This is a genomic window from Priestia sp. JNUCC 25 (assembly GCF_053667915.1).
This window is the reverse complement of record NZ_CM132211.1, coordinates 1,427,390-1,445,340: the sequence shown is the minus strand read 5'-3', so window position 1 is coordinate 1,445,340 and position 17,951 is coordinate 1,427,390. Positions and strand designations below refer to the sequence as shown.

Annotated in this window: 20 protein-coding genes; 3 read left to right on the top strand and 17 right to left on the bottom strand. The window is 37.7% G+C overall.

Annotated features, from left to right (window positions below; all coding sequences use genetic code 11):
* Positions 1-49: 49 nt before the first annotated feature.
* The gene (locus JNUCC25_RS07395; protein ID WP_013056177.1) at positions 50-1,291 is read right to left on the bottom strand and encodes an MFS transporter; all 1,242 of its coding nucleotides are present in this window, start codon (positions 1,289-1,291) and stop codon (positions 50-52) included.
* Between the two features lie 302 nt (positions 1,292-1,593).
* Entirely contained in the window at positions 1,594-1,881 is a 288-nt protein-coding gene (locus JNUCC25_RS07390) for a hypothetical protein (RefSeq protein ID WP_013056176.1), read from the bottom strand.
* A gap of 277 nt (positions 1,882-2,158) precedes the next feature.
* On the opposite strand from JNUCC25_RS07390, the gene cspD reads away from it, so the two are divergent.
* A complete protein-coding gene (gene cspD, locus JNUCC25_RS07385) occupies positions 2,159-2,362 on the top strand; it encodes a cold-shock protein CspD (RefSeq protein ID WP_013056175.1) in 204 nt (67 codons plus the stop codon).
* Between the two features lie 59 nt (positions 2,363-2,421).
* Here cspD and JNUCC25_RS07380 read toward each other — a convergent pair whose 3' ends face one another.
* From JNUCC25_RS07380 to JNUCC25_RS07370, 3 genes are read right to left on the bottom strand one after another with little or no spacing between them, the layout of a single operon-like run.
* Positions 2,422-2,694, bottom strand: coding sequence for a DUF2564 family protein (locus JNUCC25_RS07380; RefSeq protein WP_064471487.1), 273 nt, complete (start codon positions 2,692-2,694; stop codon positions 2,422-2,424).
* 56 nt (positions 2,695-2,750) lie between these two features.
* Entirely contained in the window at positions 2,751-2,933 is a 183-nt protein-coding gene (locus JNUCC25_RS07375; RefSeq protein WP_013056173.1) for a zinc-finger domain-containing protein, read from the bottom strand.
* 29 nt (positions 2,934-2,962) lie between these two features.
* The gene (locus tag JNUCC25_RS07370) at positions 2,963-3,616 is read right to left on the bottom strand and encodes a ribonuclease H family protein (protein ID WP_064471486.1); all 654 of its coding nucleotides are present in this window, start codon (positions 3,614-3,616) and stop codon (positions 2,963-2,965) included.
* Positions 3,617-3,835: 219 nt separating this feature from the next.
* Here JNUCC25_RS07370 and JNUCC25_RS07365 point away from each other — a divergent pair, with 219 nt between their 5' ends.
* Entirely contained in the window at positions 3,836-4,234 is a 399-nt protein-coding gene (locus tag JNUCC25_RS07365) for a reverse transcriptase-like protein (RefSeq protein ID WP_013056171.1), read from the top strand.
* Positions 4,235-4,240: 6 nt separating this feature from the next.
* On the opposite strand, the gene JNUCC25_RS07360 is transcribed toward JNUCC25_RS07365, so the two are convergent.
* The 10 genes from JNUCC25_RS07360 to JNUCC25_RS07315 form a co-directional block, all read right to left on the bottom strand.
* A complete protein-coding gene (locus JNUCC25_RS07360; RefSeq protein ID WP_029324151.1) occupies positions 4,241-4,516 on the bottom strand; it encodes a DUF6123 family protein in 276 nt (91 codons plus the stop codon).
* A 61-nt stretch (positions 4,517-4,577) separates the two neighbouring features.
* Positions 4,578-5,039, bottom strand: coding sequence for a divergent PAP2 family protein (locus tag JNUCC25_RS07355; protein WP_013056169.1), 462 nt, complete (start codon positions 5,037-5,039; stop codon positions 4,578-4,580).
* A 130-nt stretch (positions 5,040-5,169) separates the two neighbouring features.
* On the bottom strand, positions 5,170-5,484 hold the full coding sequence (locus JNUCC25_RS07350) for a hypothetical protein (protein ID WP_013056168.1): 315 nt from the start codon (positions 5,482-5,484) through the stop codon (positions 5,170-5,172).
* Positions 5,485-5,589: 105 nt separating this feature from the next.
* The gene (locus tag JNUCC25_RS07345; protein ID WP_013056167.1) at positions 5,590-5,847 is read right to left on the bottom strand and encodes a DUF2533 family protein; all 258 of its coding nucleotides are present in this window, start codon (positions 5,845-5,847) and stop codon (positions 5,590-5,592) included.
* Positions 5,844-6,617, bottom strand: coding sequence for a nucleotidyltransferase domain-containing protein (locus JNUCC25_RS07340; RefSeq protein WP_013056166.1), 774 nt, complete (start codon positions 6,615-6,617; stop codon positions 5,844-5,846). The genes JNUCC25_RS07345 and JNUCC25_RS07340 overlap by 4 nt, the downstream gene beginning before the upstream one ends.
* Positions 6,618-6,622: 5 nt before the next feature.
* Positions 6,623-10,240 carry a dynamin family protein gene (locus JNUCC25_RS07335; RefSeq protein WP_078081627.1) on the bottom strand — a complete coding sequence of 1,206 codons (3,618 nt, stop codon included), beginning with the start codon at positions 10,238-10,240 and terminating at the stop codon, positions 6,623-6,625.
* Positions 10,241-10,624: 384 nt separating this feature from the next.
* Positions 10,625-11,182, bottom strand: coding sequence for an isoprenylcysteine carboxyl methyltransferase family protein (locus tag JNUCC25_RS07330; protein ID WP_013056164.1), 558 nt, complete (start codon positions 11,180-11,182; stop codon positions 10,625-10,627).
* Between the two features lie 5 nt (positions 11,183-11,187).
* Entirely contained in the window at positions 11,188-12,273 is a 1,086-nt protein-coding gene (locus JNUCC25_RS07325) for a type III polyketide synthase (protein ID WP_013056163.1), read from the bottom strand.
* A gap of 224 nt (positions 12,274-12,497) precedes the next feature.
* Positions 12,498-13,040, bottom strand: a complete 543-nt coding sequence (locus JNUCC25_RS07320) for a GNAT family N-acetyltransferase (RefSeq protein ID WP_013056162.1) — start codon at positions 13,038-13,040, stop codon at positions 12,498-12,500.
* A 397-nt stretch (positions 13,041-13,437) separates the two neighbouring features.
* Positions 13,438-14,862, bottom strand: a complete 1,425-nt coding sequence (locus JNUCC25_RS07315; protein ID WP_029324149.1) for an NAD-dependent succinate-semialdehyde dehydrogenase — start codon at positions 14,860-14,862, stop codon at positions 13,438-13,440.
* Between the two features lie 130 nt (positions 14,863-14,992).
* Here JNUCC25_RS07315 and JNUCC25_RS07310 point away from each other — a divergent pair, with 130 nt between their 5' ends.
* A complete protein-coding gene (locus JNUCC25_RS07310; protein ID WP_029324148.1) occupies positions 14,993-15,853 on the top strand; it encodes a LysR family transcriptional regulator in 861 nt (286 codons plus the stop codon).
* Positions 15,854-15,980: 127 nt separating this feature from the next.
* Here the strand turns inward: JNUCC25_RS07310 and JNUCC25_RS07305 are convergent, their stop codons facing one another.
* Complete coding sequence (locus tag JNUCC25_RS07305; RefSeq protein WP_029325147.1) at positions 15,981-17,291, bottom strand: nucleobase:cation symporter-2 family protein; 1,311 nt, start codon at positions 17,289-17,291, stop codon at positions 15,981-15,983.
* A gap of 1 nt (position 17,292) precedes the next feature.
* Complete coding sequence (locus tag JNUCC25_RS07300) at positions 17,293-17,886, bottom strand: xanthine phosphoribosyltransferase (RefSeq protein ID WP_013056157.1); 594 nt, start codon at positions 17,884-17,886, stop codon at positions 17,293-17,295.
* Positions 17,887-17,951 lie beyond the last annotated feature (65 nt).

Sequence of the window (17,951 nt, the reverse complement as noted above, 5' to 3'; positions counted from 1 at the left end):
TCTTTAAATAGCAAAGAGCTGTCTTTTATCATAAGACAGCTCCATAAAATCACACTTCAGCTTTCTTCAGTTTTACGCCGCCTTCAGGTTTTGGTTTGATAGCTTTTAAAACTAAAATGGCACCTACTGCACTAATCCCTAGAGACGTTTGGAACACAGCCATGTCCGACCACTTCATAAGCAATGTATAAAGAGGAGGGCCAGCTGCTACTCCGACAAAGCGCATCGAACTGTAAAGAGACGTAATGGTTCCTCTCTCTTCCTTTTCAATTCCTTCTGTAATAAGCGCATCAAGACTAGGAAGAGCTGCTCCAATTCCAATTCCACCAAGCACTAAAGTGAGTAAAATACTAAAAAGAGACGTATTAAAAAATAAAATGATGAAAGAACACGTTAACAATAAAAAGCCAAAAAAAGCAGACCACTTCATAACGATTTTATTGTTTCCAACTTTTTTCCCCGCCACAAAAGAAGAAATAGATAAAGCAAGCAAAGGAATAGCCATCACTAAACCTTTTTTCGTATTCACAATATGATAACGCTCCTCTAGTATGGTCGATAGGTAAAATAAAACACCGAATAATACAAGCATAATAATGGCGCCTAAAATAAAAATAGCCATAAGCCATCCAATATTTTCTTTGAGCGTTTTCTTCAAATCCTTCAAAAACTGCGTAATACTTTTCTTTTTTTGTTCAGATTCAGAAGAACTATCATTTTTCGGAACTTTTACTAAAAAGATAACCAAAAGAATCGAAATAAGGCAAAGAATAGGAATGAACCAAAAAGGAAGAAACCAAATCATAGCCGCTAAAAAAGCTCCCAGTATTGGGCTTAGTACTTTCCCAAACGTATTAGCTGTTTCAATTAAACCTAGTCCTTTTGTAATTTCTTGCTCGTCTTTGAACATATCTCCTACACAAGGCATCACAACAGGCATAGCTCCTGCTGAACCTATTCCTTGAATCGCGCGGCCAATTAAAATAACCCAGAAAGGATTGGCCATTTGCCATGAAGCCCAGCCTGTTAAAGCCCCTCCTGCTGCAGCAAGCAGCAAACTGGGAATAATAATTTTCTTGCGGCCAAATCGATCTGATAAATAACCAGCAATCGGGATTAAAAAAATAGCGAAAATTGAGTAGACCGTGATAATCATGGATACCTGCAGCGAGCTTATCTGTAGACGTTTTTCAATCACCGGCAATACCGGAATTAACATTGAATTTCCGAGGGTCATGATAAGTGGCACAGAAGCAAGAGCAAGTAAATCCAATTTTTTTCTACTTTCCATAGCGTCCTCCAAACCTTACTTCTAATTAACGTCACAATCACACGTTTTTCAATTTAAGCTTTATAAAACCTCTCGTGTTCATTGATTTTAAAGCTTAACTATCTCATTACATAAGATGATGTGTATCTATATTTTTTAGCTAAAAAGGTGATTGCTATTCATGGTTTCACTGTTCTTCTTTAATTTATTGAACTTTGTTATTTATCCCTGTTAATACTTGTAAAATCGCATATTTTTAATCCTATATATGAAGAAGCGTACGAGTATCTCCGTACGCTTCTTCATATATAGGTGTCATCTTGTTACACTACTTCACCTCGATGACCATCTCCATCATACATAAACTGTTTATCAATGATATGTTCGATATATATGGTTGTCAAATCACTTTTTTTCACTTGAGCTACAATTAATCCTAACGGATCGCCAATGGTGAAGCTTGTTCCATTTTGAAACATTAGCAGCTGCTCATTTAAATGCAATACTCGCTTATAAATTTGCTCTTTCTCTAGGTTGCTGCGGCTCTTTGCTGCTTCGAGCGTTGAAAATAACAAAATGATTTCTTTTCCATTTACTTGTGTACGATACATACACGACCCACTCCTTATCACCGCTTTAAAATTATGCTGACTATACTTTTATTATAAACTAAATTTTCAGTTATTTTTCATCTCATAAGAAATTTTTTTAGTTATAATTGTACTACGTCCACGTTAAATAAAAATTAAATTTTCAGAAAAGTTAAATTTTAATATTGAAATTTTATTTCTTCTTATTATATAATATAAACAATCATTTACCTCTATTGGAAATGATAATTCGAGTTTCAGCAGCATGAGGCTGCACAGTACTAGGGGGATTCAAGTTATGCAAAATGGTAAAGTAAAATGGTTCAACAATGAAAAAGGCTATGGCTTTATTGAAGTTGAAGGCGGCAGCGACGTGTTTGTACATTTTTCTGCCATCCAAAGCGAAGGTTATAAATCCTTGGAAGAAGGCCAAGAGGTATCTTTTGAAATTGTAGAAGGCAATAGAGGCCCGCAAGCCGCTAATGTCACTAAGCTATCATAAATAGATCTTTTTATTTTATAGTAAAAGAGACTCTTTTCCGAGTCTCTTTTTTGTTATACCTAGCGTTTGGCCTCAGTAAGCTGCTGTTCACATGTTTGAATAGACTGCATGCACTGCTGAAGAAATTGCTCGTCTACTCCTGTGTCATGAGCTTTGGCAGATTGAAGCTGTGCTTTTGCATCATTAAGCGCATTCGTTGCCTCTTCAAGCTGCTGGGGACTCATACTCATCGTAGCTGTCCCAATCATCTTTTGAGCAGATTGAATAGACACTTCTACTTGCTTTAAATCATTATATCCTGTTGTTACTTCTTCATTTGAAAACTTATCCATTGAAAGAACACCTCCATATGGATAGAATGAAGCTGCTGCCGGCAAATTATACACGCTTACTTTTTAGTCAGCAAATCTCCATACTGCTTAATTTTTTCTCCTACGGTACACTCTTTAATACAAAACGTCTGAGCGTATGTTTTGCCCTTTTCTTTATTAAACGTTTTTTTTACAAAACAATCACTACAGTAGTAATCCAATAACTCCGTTACTTCTTCTAATAATTGTTTACGTTCCACTCTCGTTCATCTCCATTTCGTTCTGTGTGTTACACTTGCTTCCTGCTAGCAATTGGTATCCCTTGAAGAGCTTGAGTAGCAAGCTGGTCAGCCTCTTCATTTTCCTTCCTTGAAATAGGCTCATATACGGGTCGGATACCAAGTTCCTGCATTTTATCTTCTATTCGATCTAAGTACCGATTAAACTCTTCTTCGAAACAAGGCCACTCCCCAGCCAGCTGATTTAATACAACCTGAGAGTCACCTCTAAACGTTACAGGTATATGATGAACACCAAGTTCCTCAAGCACTTGTATTAAATAATAAAAAGCAGCATACTCTGCCTCATTATTTGATTCAATCTCTTGCAACCTTGAGTTGCGTCGTATTCGGTAAGAGTTGTTGTTCTGTTTAAAATAAATCACAACCCCAAGCCCCGCTAAGAGCGTATCATGCTCATAGCCTCCGTCAAAATATGCCACAATATCGTGAGGCTCTGTCTGTACTTCCTGTAAGAGCTTTTTCGCTTCTTTTACAGTCCATTTTTGCTGTTGCTCATCAAGTAGAAAAATTTCCTTCGTTCGACCTGTTTTTTCTAAATCACCCACAATCATTAGCGCCTCATTCGCATCTGTGAAATCGGATGCGAAAATTAACTGTTTTTGTTTCGAGGATTTATAATGCCATTCAATTTGGAAATTCATAACGAGCATTCCTTTCATCAGCAATTTTGAATTCAACACTTTTTCTGCTTTTTTGTATTTTATCTTCTATTATGTCTTTTCATGACAGTTTTCTTACCTAATAAGCGGATTTTAGCGTTTATACGTGCTAATATAAAATAGCTGAAGTACTTATGATACAATACTATTGATGAAAAAACATGGTTTAAGCTTATATTGTTTTAACAAGGAGGCTGTAGGATGATTGAAGTTTATATAGACGGAGCCACTGCTGGCAACCCTGGTCCTTCTGGAGCTGGTATTTTAATTAAAGGAAATGGTGAACATCATCGTTACGCTATTGCTCTTGGGATAATGACGAATCATGAAGCAGAGTACCATGCACTTCTTCATGCATTAAAAATTTGTTTAGAAAAAAAGTATACGAGCGTATCTTTTCGAACGGACTCTCAGCTAGTAGACCGCGCAATGAACCAAGAATACGTTAAAAATAAAGCGTTTGCTCCTTTACTGGAAGAAGCCCTCAAATTGTCCAGTCAATTTGAGTTATTTTTTATAAAGTGGGTCCCTAGCTCTCAAAATGCAGGTGCTGATCAGCTGGCCAGACAAGCCATTAATCAAAAAGAAGCAGGAATGTAATCCTGCTTAAATCATACCTGATGACTTTAAATATTGAATGGCTTGTTTTTGATTGCTAATACGATTTGATGTCAAATTCTCGAGGAGCGATACAAAAAAACTGCCGTCAAATTCTTTTTGTACTTTTAGTGTCCATTCAATTGTAAATATGACCATCTCGTCAGCTGCACGCGTATACTGCTGACCAAATGAAATAAATCCACGTGCATCTTCTGCTAAATGAAAGCCTTTTTCTTCAAGATAAAGAAGATACTCTTCAACGGTTTGAACTGTTTTTGTCACTTTTTCGTCCCATCCTTTTGCAAAGGTTCTTCTTTATCTTAGCTTACTTTTGGCTATTTGACTATGATTTCCCTTCTAAAAAATAGCCAATTGCTCCAAGTGCTACTCCTAAAATGGCTCCGCCAATCACTTCTTCGGGCTGATGCCCAAGCATTTCTTTCAAGCGCTGTTCCGTCAAATCGTGAAAGCCTCCGTCTGGAAGACCCGCAAGCTTTTCAATTTCTTCATCTAACGTATTCACTTTAATAGTAATTTCGCCAGTCTGCCTTCGAATTCCTTGTGCATCGTACATCACAATAATTCCAAAAACAGATGCTAACGCAAAGTCAATCGTAGAAACACCTCTTTTTAACGCTACATAGGTAGCCAAAGAAGATACGCCGGCTGAATGAGAGCTTGGCATTCCACCCGACGCAGCAATCATCCGCATATCCCATTTTCCTGTTTGATACTTTTTAATTGGGATTTTTAAGGCTTGGGCTAAACCGATTGATGAAAGAGCAATGACAATTCCTTTATTCATATTGCTTCACCTCATCTATAGTTTGCGATGGATTGACATCTCGTACCCAAGCAAATATTGCCCAACAAAAAACGCCGGGCTAATCTGCTGACAGAGCAGACTAATCCAGGCGCTTTTGGAAACAGTTCTGTTATTTTTTACGCTTTTTTTGTGCAGCATTATTCATTTTGGCAGATTCAACTTCAGCATAAGAGCCGAATTCTTGGCCATATTGATTATTTGCACTTTTATTAGCTTCTAACTTCTTGTTAACAGAATTGTTTTGGTTTTGTTGCACGTTGAACTCAGAAGCAAACTCCCCAGCATAAGTGTCATTTGCACTTTTTGCACGCTTTGCTTTTTGAGCCTGATTTGCTTTAAACTCAGAAGAGAACTCTTGGTTATAATTATGCTTTGCATTGTTATTCGCTTGCGCATTTTTATTACCTAATTTTTGACGACCCATCGCTATCTCCTCCTATTTGTACCTCGTTGGTACACTATTAGTATGGATCAAGCGGCACGTCATATCCTGTTCAAATTAAGGTAAAAACACCAGAGCTTAGCACGTTTATATTCTTGCTACGTACTCTTTAACCATTTCTTCTGTCACTACTTTACGGCCTGGAATGATGGTATATTTTTGAGACAGCTCATTAATTTCTGCTGTTACAGCATTAATACCGTCTACAGAAAAGGGTTTCCCTTCTTTGCAAAGAAGCACAGCTGCTTCAATAGCTTGCTCGCGTCGAGCTTCTAAACTGGCAAAAGTACGTACTAATTCGTGTTGTTTTTTAGAATGGGCTGAAATTTCTTTATGTACACTCATGTTCGTTCCTCCATTATATTATGCTGAGTTAGTAAAAATAAGTTAATGTCCTCATAACTGATTTGCTTTTCCGGTAATTCTTTTAAGCTTTTTTCTATCGCTGCAGCTTCTTTCTTAATGCTGTCCAAAAAGTTTTTCATCTTTTCATTAAAAGCAACTTTCCCGCTTATCTTGCACTGTACAAATTGCTCAATGATGGATTGCTGCCTATCGTCGAGATTTGCCTGCTTACATAAATCGGCAAATAAAATGACAGGGAAACTGCGCTGCTTTACTACTACTTTCAGTGATAAAAATGCACGAATCAGTTGAAGCATCACTTTTATATCCTCTATTGTAACAGAAGATGTCAGATTTCTTTTACTATTTATCGTTAAAATTTTAAAATAATGATACCCCAGTGCTTTTAAGGAATATGATTGAGCCATCATTTGCCGCAGTGGCTCAGCAAACGATGGCTTCTGATAATAAACAAAAGGCGACCATAGCCACTCATAAAGCGAAGGGTTTGATTTTGTAAACAAATAAACGGTTTTGTACAAATCCCACCCTTGCATATCATAATTGCCTTCTGCTACATTAATGACCTCTTGAGGTCTATTGAGATGAAGATAGCATGATGCTTTATACTTGTATATAAAGCGGACGTCAAAATCACTCGCTGACGTGTCGAGTCCATAAGCACGGCTGCCTGATTCACATGCAAACAAAATTTCCACATTATATTCTTTTTCAATTTCCTGTAAACGTTTATTTATGTGTGTAGACATAAAAATTAATGACCCTTTCTTTCCTCCAATACATGTTCTAGCACCGTCATTGTACTTACCAACTCTTGAATTGGAAATTCTTCAGACACGGCCGCTTGCAGCTGTTTGTAATAATCATACCATTCTTCAGATACAGACTGTTTATGCGCTAAAACGTACTGATTCACTAAATGGGTATAGTGTGAATGAAGAGCGGCTTCTTCTTTCGCAATGTAGTGATTAACATCCGGCTTAATACGTTCTAGTAAAGCAGCGTGAAGCTTTACTTTCTCATTTTTTTCAAAAAAGCTTTTATTGTTTTTATACAGTGAAAGCTCTTTTTGATACGATTCATTCTCATCAAATTGATGACTTGTCACAACTTCACTGCCATTTGGAGGCTCTAACGAGTTCAACGTTGGAGTAAACGTCGGTTCATAGCGCTGTAGCTTTGTAATGATCATTCGATGCCAGTCTTCGATTAATTTTACGATGTATTTTTCGATTCGCAAAGTGGTCGCACGCACTTCTTGCGTTGCGTCGAAGGAAATAGACGTTAACAGCTCCTGCAAACACAGGCGCAGCTGCTTTTGCTTTTCACCTCGATCATCCCTTAAGTTTGCCGGACTGAAGGCTTCTTTAAAGAAGTCATCGTACCTCACAAACAGACGTTTTTTTACATAAAATAAAAGCTCTTCTAATTCTCGGTCAAACTGCTGTTGTTCATATTCAAAATGAATTTCATGCAGTTTTGCTGCTACCTGCTCATTTTTTATGTGAAGAGATTGAATGTATCGCTTTTTATCCACTTCTGATTTTGTTTGCACCTGTTTCATTTCATTGGCAACTGCTAAAATTTGTTCGAAATCTGCATAAACACTTTGGATAGCCAGCTCTGGTAATTCATAATTTATGAAGCGGTAAAACGCATTTTTGAATGGCAGAAACATTTTATCCTCGTGGTTTTGCAAAGCCTGCAAGCTTGATACCGGGTATAAGCGCGGAAAGCGTATACCGTACTGTTCAAGCTGCTCTTTTACGTACGTCTGAACTAACTGCAGCTCTGTATCCGAACTGGCTAGGTCCGCTGCATTTACTAAGAAAAACATTTTATCAAGCGCAAATACATCTTTTACACGGCCAAGCTGAATAAGAAATTCGCGGTCAGCTTTTGAAAACGCATGATTATAATACGTTACAAATAAAATGGCATCTGCATTTTTGATATACTCAAACGCTACTCCCGTGTGTCTCGCATTGATTGAATCAGCTCCGGGTGTATCAACGAGCGTAATGCCTAAGCGAGTAAATTCACAGTCATAATACAGGTTAATAAATTGAACAAAACACGCTTTTTCTTCTTTGGCTACATAATCATGAAATCCTTCTGTATCCACTACTACTTCTGAACCGATATGCTGCTTGACTTCGCCGTAGCCTTTTTCTACTGCCTGTAAAAACGACAAATGCAGCTGCAGCTCTTCTGTTGCCTGCAGGGTTGGAATAATTGTTAGCGCTTCGTCAATTGATTCTACTTCATGATGAAACAGCTTAAGTGCACCATTTAAATCTTGGATCATCTGCTCGTTTGTTTTCATTTGCACAACAGCTGTTTTATGCGGCCGTTTTTCTGTTGGAGGCATAATTTTATTGATGGTTGCTGTTGTTGGATTCGGAGATACTGGAAGTAATCTTTCTCCAATCAACGCATTAGCAAAAGATGACTTACCGGCACTGAATGCTCCGAATAAAGCTACGGTAAACGTTTGATTTGATAGCTTTTTACGCTTTTCTTGAAGCCTGTTAATAAAGCGGTCTAGCTTTCCAAATGAACGAAGCTGTTCGAGAACAGCTGATACATCTTGAAGAACCTTTTCTGTTCCTGTTTTATGCACAGCTTCCTCAGACTGTGAAACTAACTGCTGCTCACTCACAGCTTCTTGCTTTTCTTCAGCTTTCATGATGCCCGTTTCATATTCTTCTTGTAACATATATGACAACTCGTTTGTATCTTCTGCCGTTAGGTCGTCATCAGTTTGCTGTAAAGATTGAAGCAAAGCTTTTGTACGTGCCAATTTTGCTTTCATTTCCTGAAGAGATGTATACGCTTCTTCAAATACTTCACATTCCTGCAAGTGTTGATAAATTTTTTCACGCATTACTTCATCTTGCTCGATTTTGCTCTGTTCGATTTGCGCATAAAGCTCGTATAATAATCGCGTCGCTTTTTTCTTAATATGATCGGCTACATCTTTTGCGTACGTTAAAACATAATCACCATTAATCGTAGCTCCTGCCTTTACCGTTTCAATTAAATCATGCGGCTCTAACGGGATTTCAAACTGCTGAACCTGGCGTATAAGATCCGGGTCGGTAAGATTTTGATTTTTCACCAGCTCTTGCACATATTGCTGCAAGTGCCACTGCAGCTGAGAAGCTGCTCGTTCTTTCATATCATCAAAAAATAACGTCAGCCGCTCTTTTTTTACTTCCTCGGTCTTTTTCTTAGCAAATAAAAGACCTACTTTAAAATCAGGCTTTGTCGTTTCTAAAAACAGCCTAGCTTTTTCTCTCATTTCATATGGTGTTAAATTGGCGTTGCTTAGTATCTTACCTGTTTCTTGTTGGTACGTTTCTGCTAGCTGCTTTTCAGCACGCCTCATTTCCGCTTCTTTTTCGAGAAGCTGCTCTTTTTGCTGCTTATTCATTTCATGGTTCTCAAGCGTCAGCTTATGGCGCAGCTCGTCATGAATCGTTAACTTTTCTTCTTCTTGGTCCTCAATAAAGGCAAGGTGATCGTCAATTAACATTTGCATCGCATGTTGAATATGCTGATGTCGGTTTTCTTTTTCCGTCATCATAGCAAGTAATAGAGATTTTACGTACGAAAGGTCATTATGACGGTTTGTTGGCTCTTTTAACGACGTATAGAAGATTCCTTCTGGTCTCACATTCCACTTTAAAAATGACGTTTCTACAGATTCTTTAAATGCTTGAAATGTTAGCTGATCTTCTTGGTGTTTATCGATTTGATTTACAATTAAATAAAGCGTTTTATTAGCTTCTTGCAGCTGTTTTGCAAATTGAAGATTTAATTCTGCCTGCACATGATTATAATCCATCACGTAGAAAATAACGTCCGCTAAGTGAAGAGCTGACTCGGTCGATACACGATGCGCATCATCTGTTGAATCAATTCCCGGTGTGTCCATCACCACAACACTTTTAGGAATAGCATCTGTATCTATCGATAAATGAATGGACTCTACTTCATCTCCATCCACAGCAAACTGCTTAATTTGCTCATACTCATAAGGCGCTTCATAACGCACCGGCCGCTGTTTGCGGTAATAAACGGTTGCATGCTCATCCCCAGCTTTTACTGATACTAAGTTTGCACTTGTTGGAATAGGACTTGCAGGCAAAATTGCTTGCCCCATTAATTCGTTAATCATGCTCGATTTTCCAGCCGAAAAATGTCCGCAAAATGCTACAACAAATTCGCCGTTCACCCACTTTTTTAACAGCTGTATTGCTTTTGCTGCCTGCTGTTCATCTCCAGCTGCTTGAAATTGCTTATGTAAATGAAAAAGAGATGCTTCCAATCGGAGATTTTCTTGATGTTTCACACTCACTTTACCCATTATTACTCTACCCCTTTTGCCTCATTCAAGACTGTATTTAAATGTTCTCTATCCATATTCATTTCTGCTTATTCTTTCTCTATTTTACTTGATTCGCATGCGTTTTCCCATAAAAAACTGAATTTTTAGTTACAAAAACAATAAAAAAAGCTGTCAATAATTTGACAGCTTTGCATCGTACTTTTTATTCATCGCATGTATGTTACGCCTTTTGGGCTTTTTCAATATTTTTCATTACATACGTTGTGACGCCAACATATGTAGCAAGTGCTCCGATCACAAAAAGACTAACCATTACGTCCACCACCGTTTCTACTTGATGAAATTGATAATCTTTATCATTTGTTTTATCTTATCATGAAAGATAATCATTTTCAATTAGTTTTAAGATTTTTTTACAGGAAAGAAACGTCCCCTGTTTTGCATCACTTCGCCGTAATTTGTTTCATTCGTTAACGCTTGCTCTTCTAAGGGAATTCTGACGGCTAATATACACAAATTGAAAACAGAAAAAATAGCTAACGTCCAGTATGCCTGAAACATAAGCGGAACTAACACCAATTCTGCCGCTACTACTGCATAGTTAGGGTGCTTCATAAAACGATAAGGACCTCTTAGCACAACCTTCGCATTAGGCAAAACGATAATTTTGGTATTCCAATACTTTCCTAACGAAGAAATAGCCCATATTCTTGCAAGTTGCACAAGCACAAAAAAGCTAAACAACAAAAAAGAAAAGTGATACATTCCATCGTTTAACACATACACTTCCGTAAAAAGAGCAGCAAAAAAAGCGGCATGCATGCTTACCATCCATTTGTAGTGACTTTGACCAGCTTCGTATGCTCCCTGCTTCTTCATCCAAGCTTCATTTCTTTTGGCAATAACCAATTCACATAGACGCTGTAAGATAATAAATACAAAAAAGCTATAAAAAAACAATCGCTTTACCTCCACTCTAATAGAAGCATTTCAGAACTAAATCCAGGGCCAAGAGCTGTTAATAAACCGTATTCTTTACTCGAAATTTCTTTCTTCATAAAGCGGTCTAGCACATACAAAACGGTTGCCGAAGACATGTTTCCATGGTTTTTAAGTACATCTAGGGAATCAGCAATCATATTTTCGTTTAACGACAGCGTTGATACATATGCTTCAAGCACTTTTTTTCCTCCAGGATGAGCAACAAAATGCTTCAAATCGCGACTGGTCAAATGCTGTGTTTGTAAAAATGACTCAACTTCTCCGCCTAACCACGAATCGATAATCGTGGGAATATCTTTTGAAAAGACAACAAATAGTCCATCATTTTTAATCTCCCACCCCATTACATCTTCTGAATTGGGCATGAGCGTCGATTGTGTATGTAAAATGTAAGGATAGCTTTTTGCAAGGGCAAAAGTGGTGTCAGCTTCGTCACCTGCGACTAAAGCAGCCGCTACTCCATCAGCAAATAAAGATGTACCGATTAAGTTGCTTTTTGAACGATCATTTCGCTGAAAAGTTAAACTGCAAAGCTCAATGGATAAAACAAGGACTTTGGCACGCGGAAAGGCTTTGCAATACTCATAAGCTCTTGAAAGCCCAGACGCTCCTCCAGCACACCCTAATCCCCAAATAGGAATTCTTTTTGTATGGTCTGAGAACGCAAGCTTATTCATAATTCGCGCTTCAATGCTAGGCGTAGCTAAGCCGCTTGTTGAAACATAAAAAATAGCCTCAATTTCTCCACACGGCAAAGGGGTACTTACATAGTTCTTATTTGTTAAGCAGTCTTCAATTGCTTTTGTACCTAATTCAACAGCAGATTCTATAAAAGCATCATTTTTTTCTTCGAATGTATGATCTTCTTGAAACCAAGATAAGTCTTTGGCAAAATTACGTTTCTCAATTTGGCCATTTTGAAAAACGGTTAGCAGACGATTAATATCTTTAAACGATTCGGAAAAAAGTTCTTTTGCAAATAGCAGCGTGTCTTGCTGAGTTAATTCATAAGGGGGAACTCCAAATCCAACTGAGATAATCTTTGGCATACACTTCACCTCTTTGATTGCGTTACATTTAATATTTGTAATAGCTGGGGATTTATTCAATTCTTTTTTAGTGGAATGGAGGCGAAACACAAAAAAACTTTCCTGTAACTCAGGAAAGTCTACGTTTTGAAGAAGTGTATGTTTGTTGTGCACTTTTATTATAGCGCAAATAATCTGAATGTACAGATACAATTTATGGATTGACGAAAATAAGTGCTTATTTTTTATGAAAAGAAAATGGACATATAGATTTCATCTACATATTCATTGTTGAAATAAGCTTGTTCTTTCATAACGCCTTCTTGTTCAAATCCTACCTTTTTATACAATTCGTATGCCACTTTATTCGAAGCAAACACAGTTAAAGAAAGTTTATGAAGATTATTTTCTTTGCACCAGTTTAGTGTATAATTCATAAATTGTTTTCCTATCCCCATTCCCTGTGCTTTTGAAATAAGCCATGTACGGAAGAGCCCCGTGTGGCGCTTCATTTTAATTTCGCCTCTAAGAACACGTGCAATTCCAAGCACTTCACCTTCGACTTCAGCTACAACGTACATGTGATTGTTCTTTTCTACTGATGCAATAAAATCTTGCTCTTCTTGGACTGTGCGCGGCTCATCTTTTTGAATAAATTCCCCAGCCTCAATAATTTCTCTTACCGCTGTTGTAATATGCTCCGCATCACTTGCCTGTGCGGGGCGAATAGTGACTTCACGTCCGTCTTTTGCTTTAAATTTCACTATGTTTTTCTCTGCTGTAATCATCTATATCAACTCCTATATTTTTCACTATTCAGTACTACTATTTTGGTTCTAGCTTGCGTAATTTATCAGTGGTAAAGTTCCGCTTTTCATTTCATCTAACAAGCAATCATGTGCATTTGTTGTATTACCCACGCTTTAAACAAAGCTAAACCATTTTTGAAATATTTATTCTTGCACAGACATCCTAGAAATGCAATTAATTGCGTTAAAGAACTATTATTCCAAATTTTCTTTACAAAAGTTCATAAAAAAAGGCTGGGACACAACGAAACACATGAAAGCTACGTCCATCTTAACAACAAAAAAATACGAACTAACAACCAATAATTTTGATTATTAGTTGCTAGTTCGTATTTCACTTCGAATAAAATATTTTTGTCCCAGCCTCTACTTTTTATTAAAGTCCCATTGAGATATATTTCACTTCTAAATAATCTTCAATGCCGTAATGACTTCCTTCACGTCCAAGACCACTTTCTTTAAAGCCGCCGAATGGAGCTTGAGCTGCAGATGGGGAGGCGTCATTTACTCCTACAATGCCGTATTCTAACTCTTCAGATACAAACGTTGCTTCTTTAATGTTTTCTGTAAATACGTAAGCGGCTAAACCATAAGGGCTATTGTTTGCTCGTTCTACGGCTTCTTCTACTGTTTTGAATGTTGCTACAGGTGCCAATGGTCCAAACGTTTCTTCAAACATGCAATTCATGTCATCAGTTACATTTGTAATAATTGTCGGTTCCATAAAGAAACCGTTTTTAGTTGTTATAGCTTGTCCGCCAACCACAACTTTAGCTCCTTTACTTTTTGCATCCGCAATTTGTGCTTTTACTTTCTCAACCGCTTTGTCGTTAATTAACGGTCCAACTTGTGTACCTTCTTCTAATCCATTTCCTACTGTTAATTCCGCCGCTTTTGCTGCAAATTTTTCAACAAAAGCATCTGCAATGGATTCTTGTACATATACGCGGTTTGTGCAGATGCACGTTTGACCTGCGTTGACAAACTTAGAAGCAATTACGCCGTTTACAGCAGCGTCTAAATCTGCATTTTCTGTTACGATAAACGGTGCGTGACCGCCTAATTCCAGCGATAATTTTTTCACAGTATCCGCAGCACCGCGCATTAAATGTTTACCAACCGCTGTTGAACCAGTAAATGTTAATTTTCGGATGCGTCCGTCTTTTTGCCATGTGTCGCCAATAGCTGCTGCATCTCCAGTAACAACATTGATCACACCTTTTGGAACTCCCGCTTCTTCTGCGAGCTCTACTAAACGAAATGCTGTAAATGGTGTTTCTTCAGATGGTTTGAGAACAATTGTACATCCTGCTGCAAGAGCTGGGGCCACTTTACGCGTAATCATTGCTGCAGGGAAGTTCCATGGTGTAATAGCTGCTACAACGCCGACAGGCTGTTTTTTAACCGTAATACGTTTATGCGTATGATGAGCTGGAATCGTTTCACCGTATACACGCTTTCCTTCTTCAGCAAACCAAGCAATATAATCATTCCCATACTGCACTTCACCTTTTGCTTCTGCAAATGGTTTGCCTTGTTCCGTTGTCATAATTTCTGCTAGTCCATCTTTATGATTTTCAATTAGTTGATGCCATCTCATTAAAATAGCACTGCGCTCTTGAGCGGTTCTTTTCGACCATGTTTTAAAAGCTGCAGCCGCTGCATCAGCGGCAAGTGCTGCTTCCTTTGCGCCTGCCTTTGGAATTTGTCCTATAACTTCTTTTGTTGCTGGATTAATCACATCAATTTTCTCTTCAGTTGTTGTCCATTCACCGTTAATATATAGTTTGTTTGGATACATCATTCATCCTCCTAGTTGTGTGAATTTCTTTGTGCTGTGTTAACTACACTATATACACTAGCATCTTCATTGATTTATGAGAACTTCCCTTCTATACTATGGGTATAACAAAAGGTTATAGGTGATAAATATGAAAACAGAATGGCTTAAGTCTTTTATTGAAACAGCCAAAACAAAAAGCTTAAGCAAAGCAAGCGAACAGCTGCATATGACGCAGCCTGCACTTAGTAAGCAAATGAGAAAACTAGAAGAAGATTTAGGAGTAACATTATTTATTCGCTCCGCTACAGGAGTAGAATTAACCTCAGCAGGTGAAATTCTTTTACAGGAAGGTGAATCCATACTATCAAGCGTTCATGCTCTTCAAAAAAAATTAGTGGCTACGCAAGAAGCTTGTGATTTAACTATCGGAACGTGGCAGAGTATGGCTGCTTTTTACTTACCTTATCAACTGGCTTCTGCTGAAGACCACAATCGCCATATTGATATAAAAACCTCGCATCACTATTATGATTTGTTAGAGCAGTTAGAAAGCAATAAAATTGACGGGGCTTTATTTGATGATCGAGAGATTCAACATACTTACTGGTCAAAACTATTGTTCAAAGAAGACTTTTATTTATTTGTGAATGATCAGCACCCGTTAGCCGAAAAAGAAAGCGTATCATTTGAAGATTTCAAAGAAGAACCCATTGTAGTTCTCCCCCCAGGGTGCGATGTTCGGACACTAGTAGAAAAAGCGTACAATCGTCATAACTTAAAGATTCCCATTGCCAATGAAATTGAATTTGCTCAAAGCATTATGGGATTTATTTCAGCTAATTTAGGTATTTCAATTCTACCTGAAATTTTTATGCGCCATTTACAAAGCTCAAACATTAAAGCTTTACCCATCACAGACTTCAAATTCAAAAGAGAAATTTCATTAGTGGCAAAAAACCCTGACGTGGGAAAAATGCTTTATACGCTGTTTTTCAAAACACGATCTTAATAGGAAAGACAAACAAATTAGATGAATGATCTACTATGGATCACTTGTTGCACCATGACAATGAAAAGATCCGAACGATTAATCGTTCGGATCTTTTCAACTAAAATACTTTTGTTCTAGCCTCTTTTTATTTCGATACTACTTCATTTGTTAACTTTGTTTCTGCAACTTGCGCACGTGGTGATTTCATCATATTAAAGACAATGTTTAAAAAGATTGCTGTAAAACTCCCCATTACAATACCGCTTCCAGTAAGAACTTGAAGACTCTCTGGTAAGTTTTTGAAGAGTTCAGGTACAACCGTCACCCCTAGACCCATGCCAACCGAACATGCAATCACAAGAAGGTTTTCTTGTTTTGCTAAATCAACTTGACTAAGGATTTTAATACCTGAAGAGATTACCATTCCAAACATAGCTACCATTGCTCCTCCAAGTACAGAGCTCGGGATAACTGTCGTCACGGCTGCGATTTTAGGTAGGAAACCCAAAATGATTAAAATTCCACTCGCTGCAAATACAACATTTCTTGTGCGAACACCTGACAACTGTAAAAGGCCTACATTTTGAGAATACGCTGTATAAGGAAATGCGTTAAAAAATCCGCCTAATAAAATCGCCAATCCTTCTGCACGATAGCCTTTAGATAAATCTTTTTCATCCACTTCTTTTTTACAAATATCACTAACGGCAAAATAAACGCCTGTTGACTCGACAATGCCAACAAGTAAAACAAGGAACATTGTCAGAATGGCCATAATATTAAAAGTTGGCATCCCAAAGTACAGCACATGTGGCATATGAACCCACGCTTCTTCTTTTACGCCGGAAAAATCAACTTTCCCCATAAAAGACGCAGCAATTGTTCCAACAACTAATCCTAATAAGACAGAGACCGAGCGCATAAACCCTTTTGTAAATCGATACAGAACAATAATCAATAGTAAAACGCCAAAACCTAAACCTAAATTGCTCAAGCTCCCAAAATCTTTACTTCCTTCTCCTCCGGCTAAATCTTTTATCGCTACGGGAATTAACGTAATTCCAATAATCGTTACAACCGAACCTGTAACTAAAGGAGGGAAAAACTTAACCAATTTACCTAAAAAAGCAGAAAGAAGGACGATGAGTAAACCAGCGACGATAATAGAACCATATATGGAGGAAACGCCGTAAGAACCTCCAATTGAAATCATAGGTCCTACGGCAGTAAACGTACACCCTAATACAACTGGAAGACCAATTCCAAAAAAACGATTTTTCCATACTTGCAGTAGCGTTGCCACACCGCACATAAATAAGTCAATCGCCACTAAATACGTAAGCTGCTGCTGAGTCAAGCCAATGGCTCCTCCAACAATAAGCGGAACAACAATCGCACCTCCGTACATAGCTAAAACATGCTGTAAACCAAGTGAAAAGACTTTTCCTTTATTCATATTAAACCTCCACTGTTGGTTTATCTTCAACAAATGTCACTTTACCATTTGATAAAGACTGAATGCGTGCTAATGATTCTACTTTAACGCCTGATTGACGAATTTGTTTTCCTCCATCTTGGAACGCTTTTTCAATAACAATACCAATGCCGCCTACTTTAGCACCTGCTTTTTGCACGATATCCATCAAGCCGAATGCAGCTTGGCCGTTTGCTAAAAAGTCATCAATAATTAAAATCACGTCATCTTCTTGAATAAATTTATCAGCAACTGAAATTTCATTTTCTTCTTTTTTTGTAAATGAATATACTTTTGATGTAATGAGTCCGTCTTGAAGTGTTAAAGATTTTCTTTTTCTAGCAAACACCATCTCAACGTTTAGCTTCAATGCGGTCATAATCGCTGGAGCAATTCCTGATGATTCAATCGTTAAAATCTTCGTAATTCCTGCATCTTCAAAACGCGAAGCGAATTCTTCTCCAATTTCTTTCATTAATACAGGATCCATTTGGTGGTTTAAAAATGTGTCTACTTTTAAAACCGTGTCCGATAATACGATACCATCTGTTAAAATTTTGTTTTGCAAAGCTTTCATAGTTCGTTCCTCCAACGTTTGTATTAAAAAAGCTCAAAAACATAGCTGCACTCGTATATGAGTAG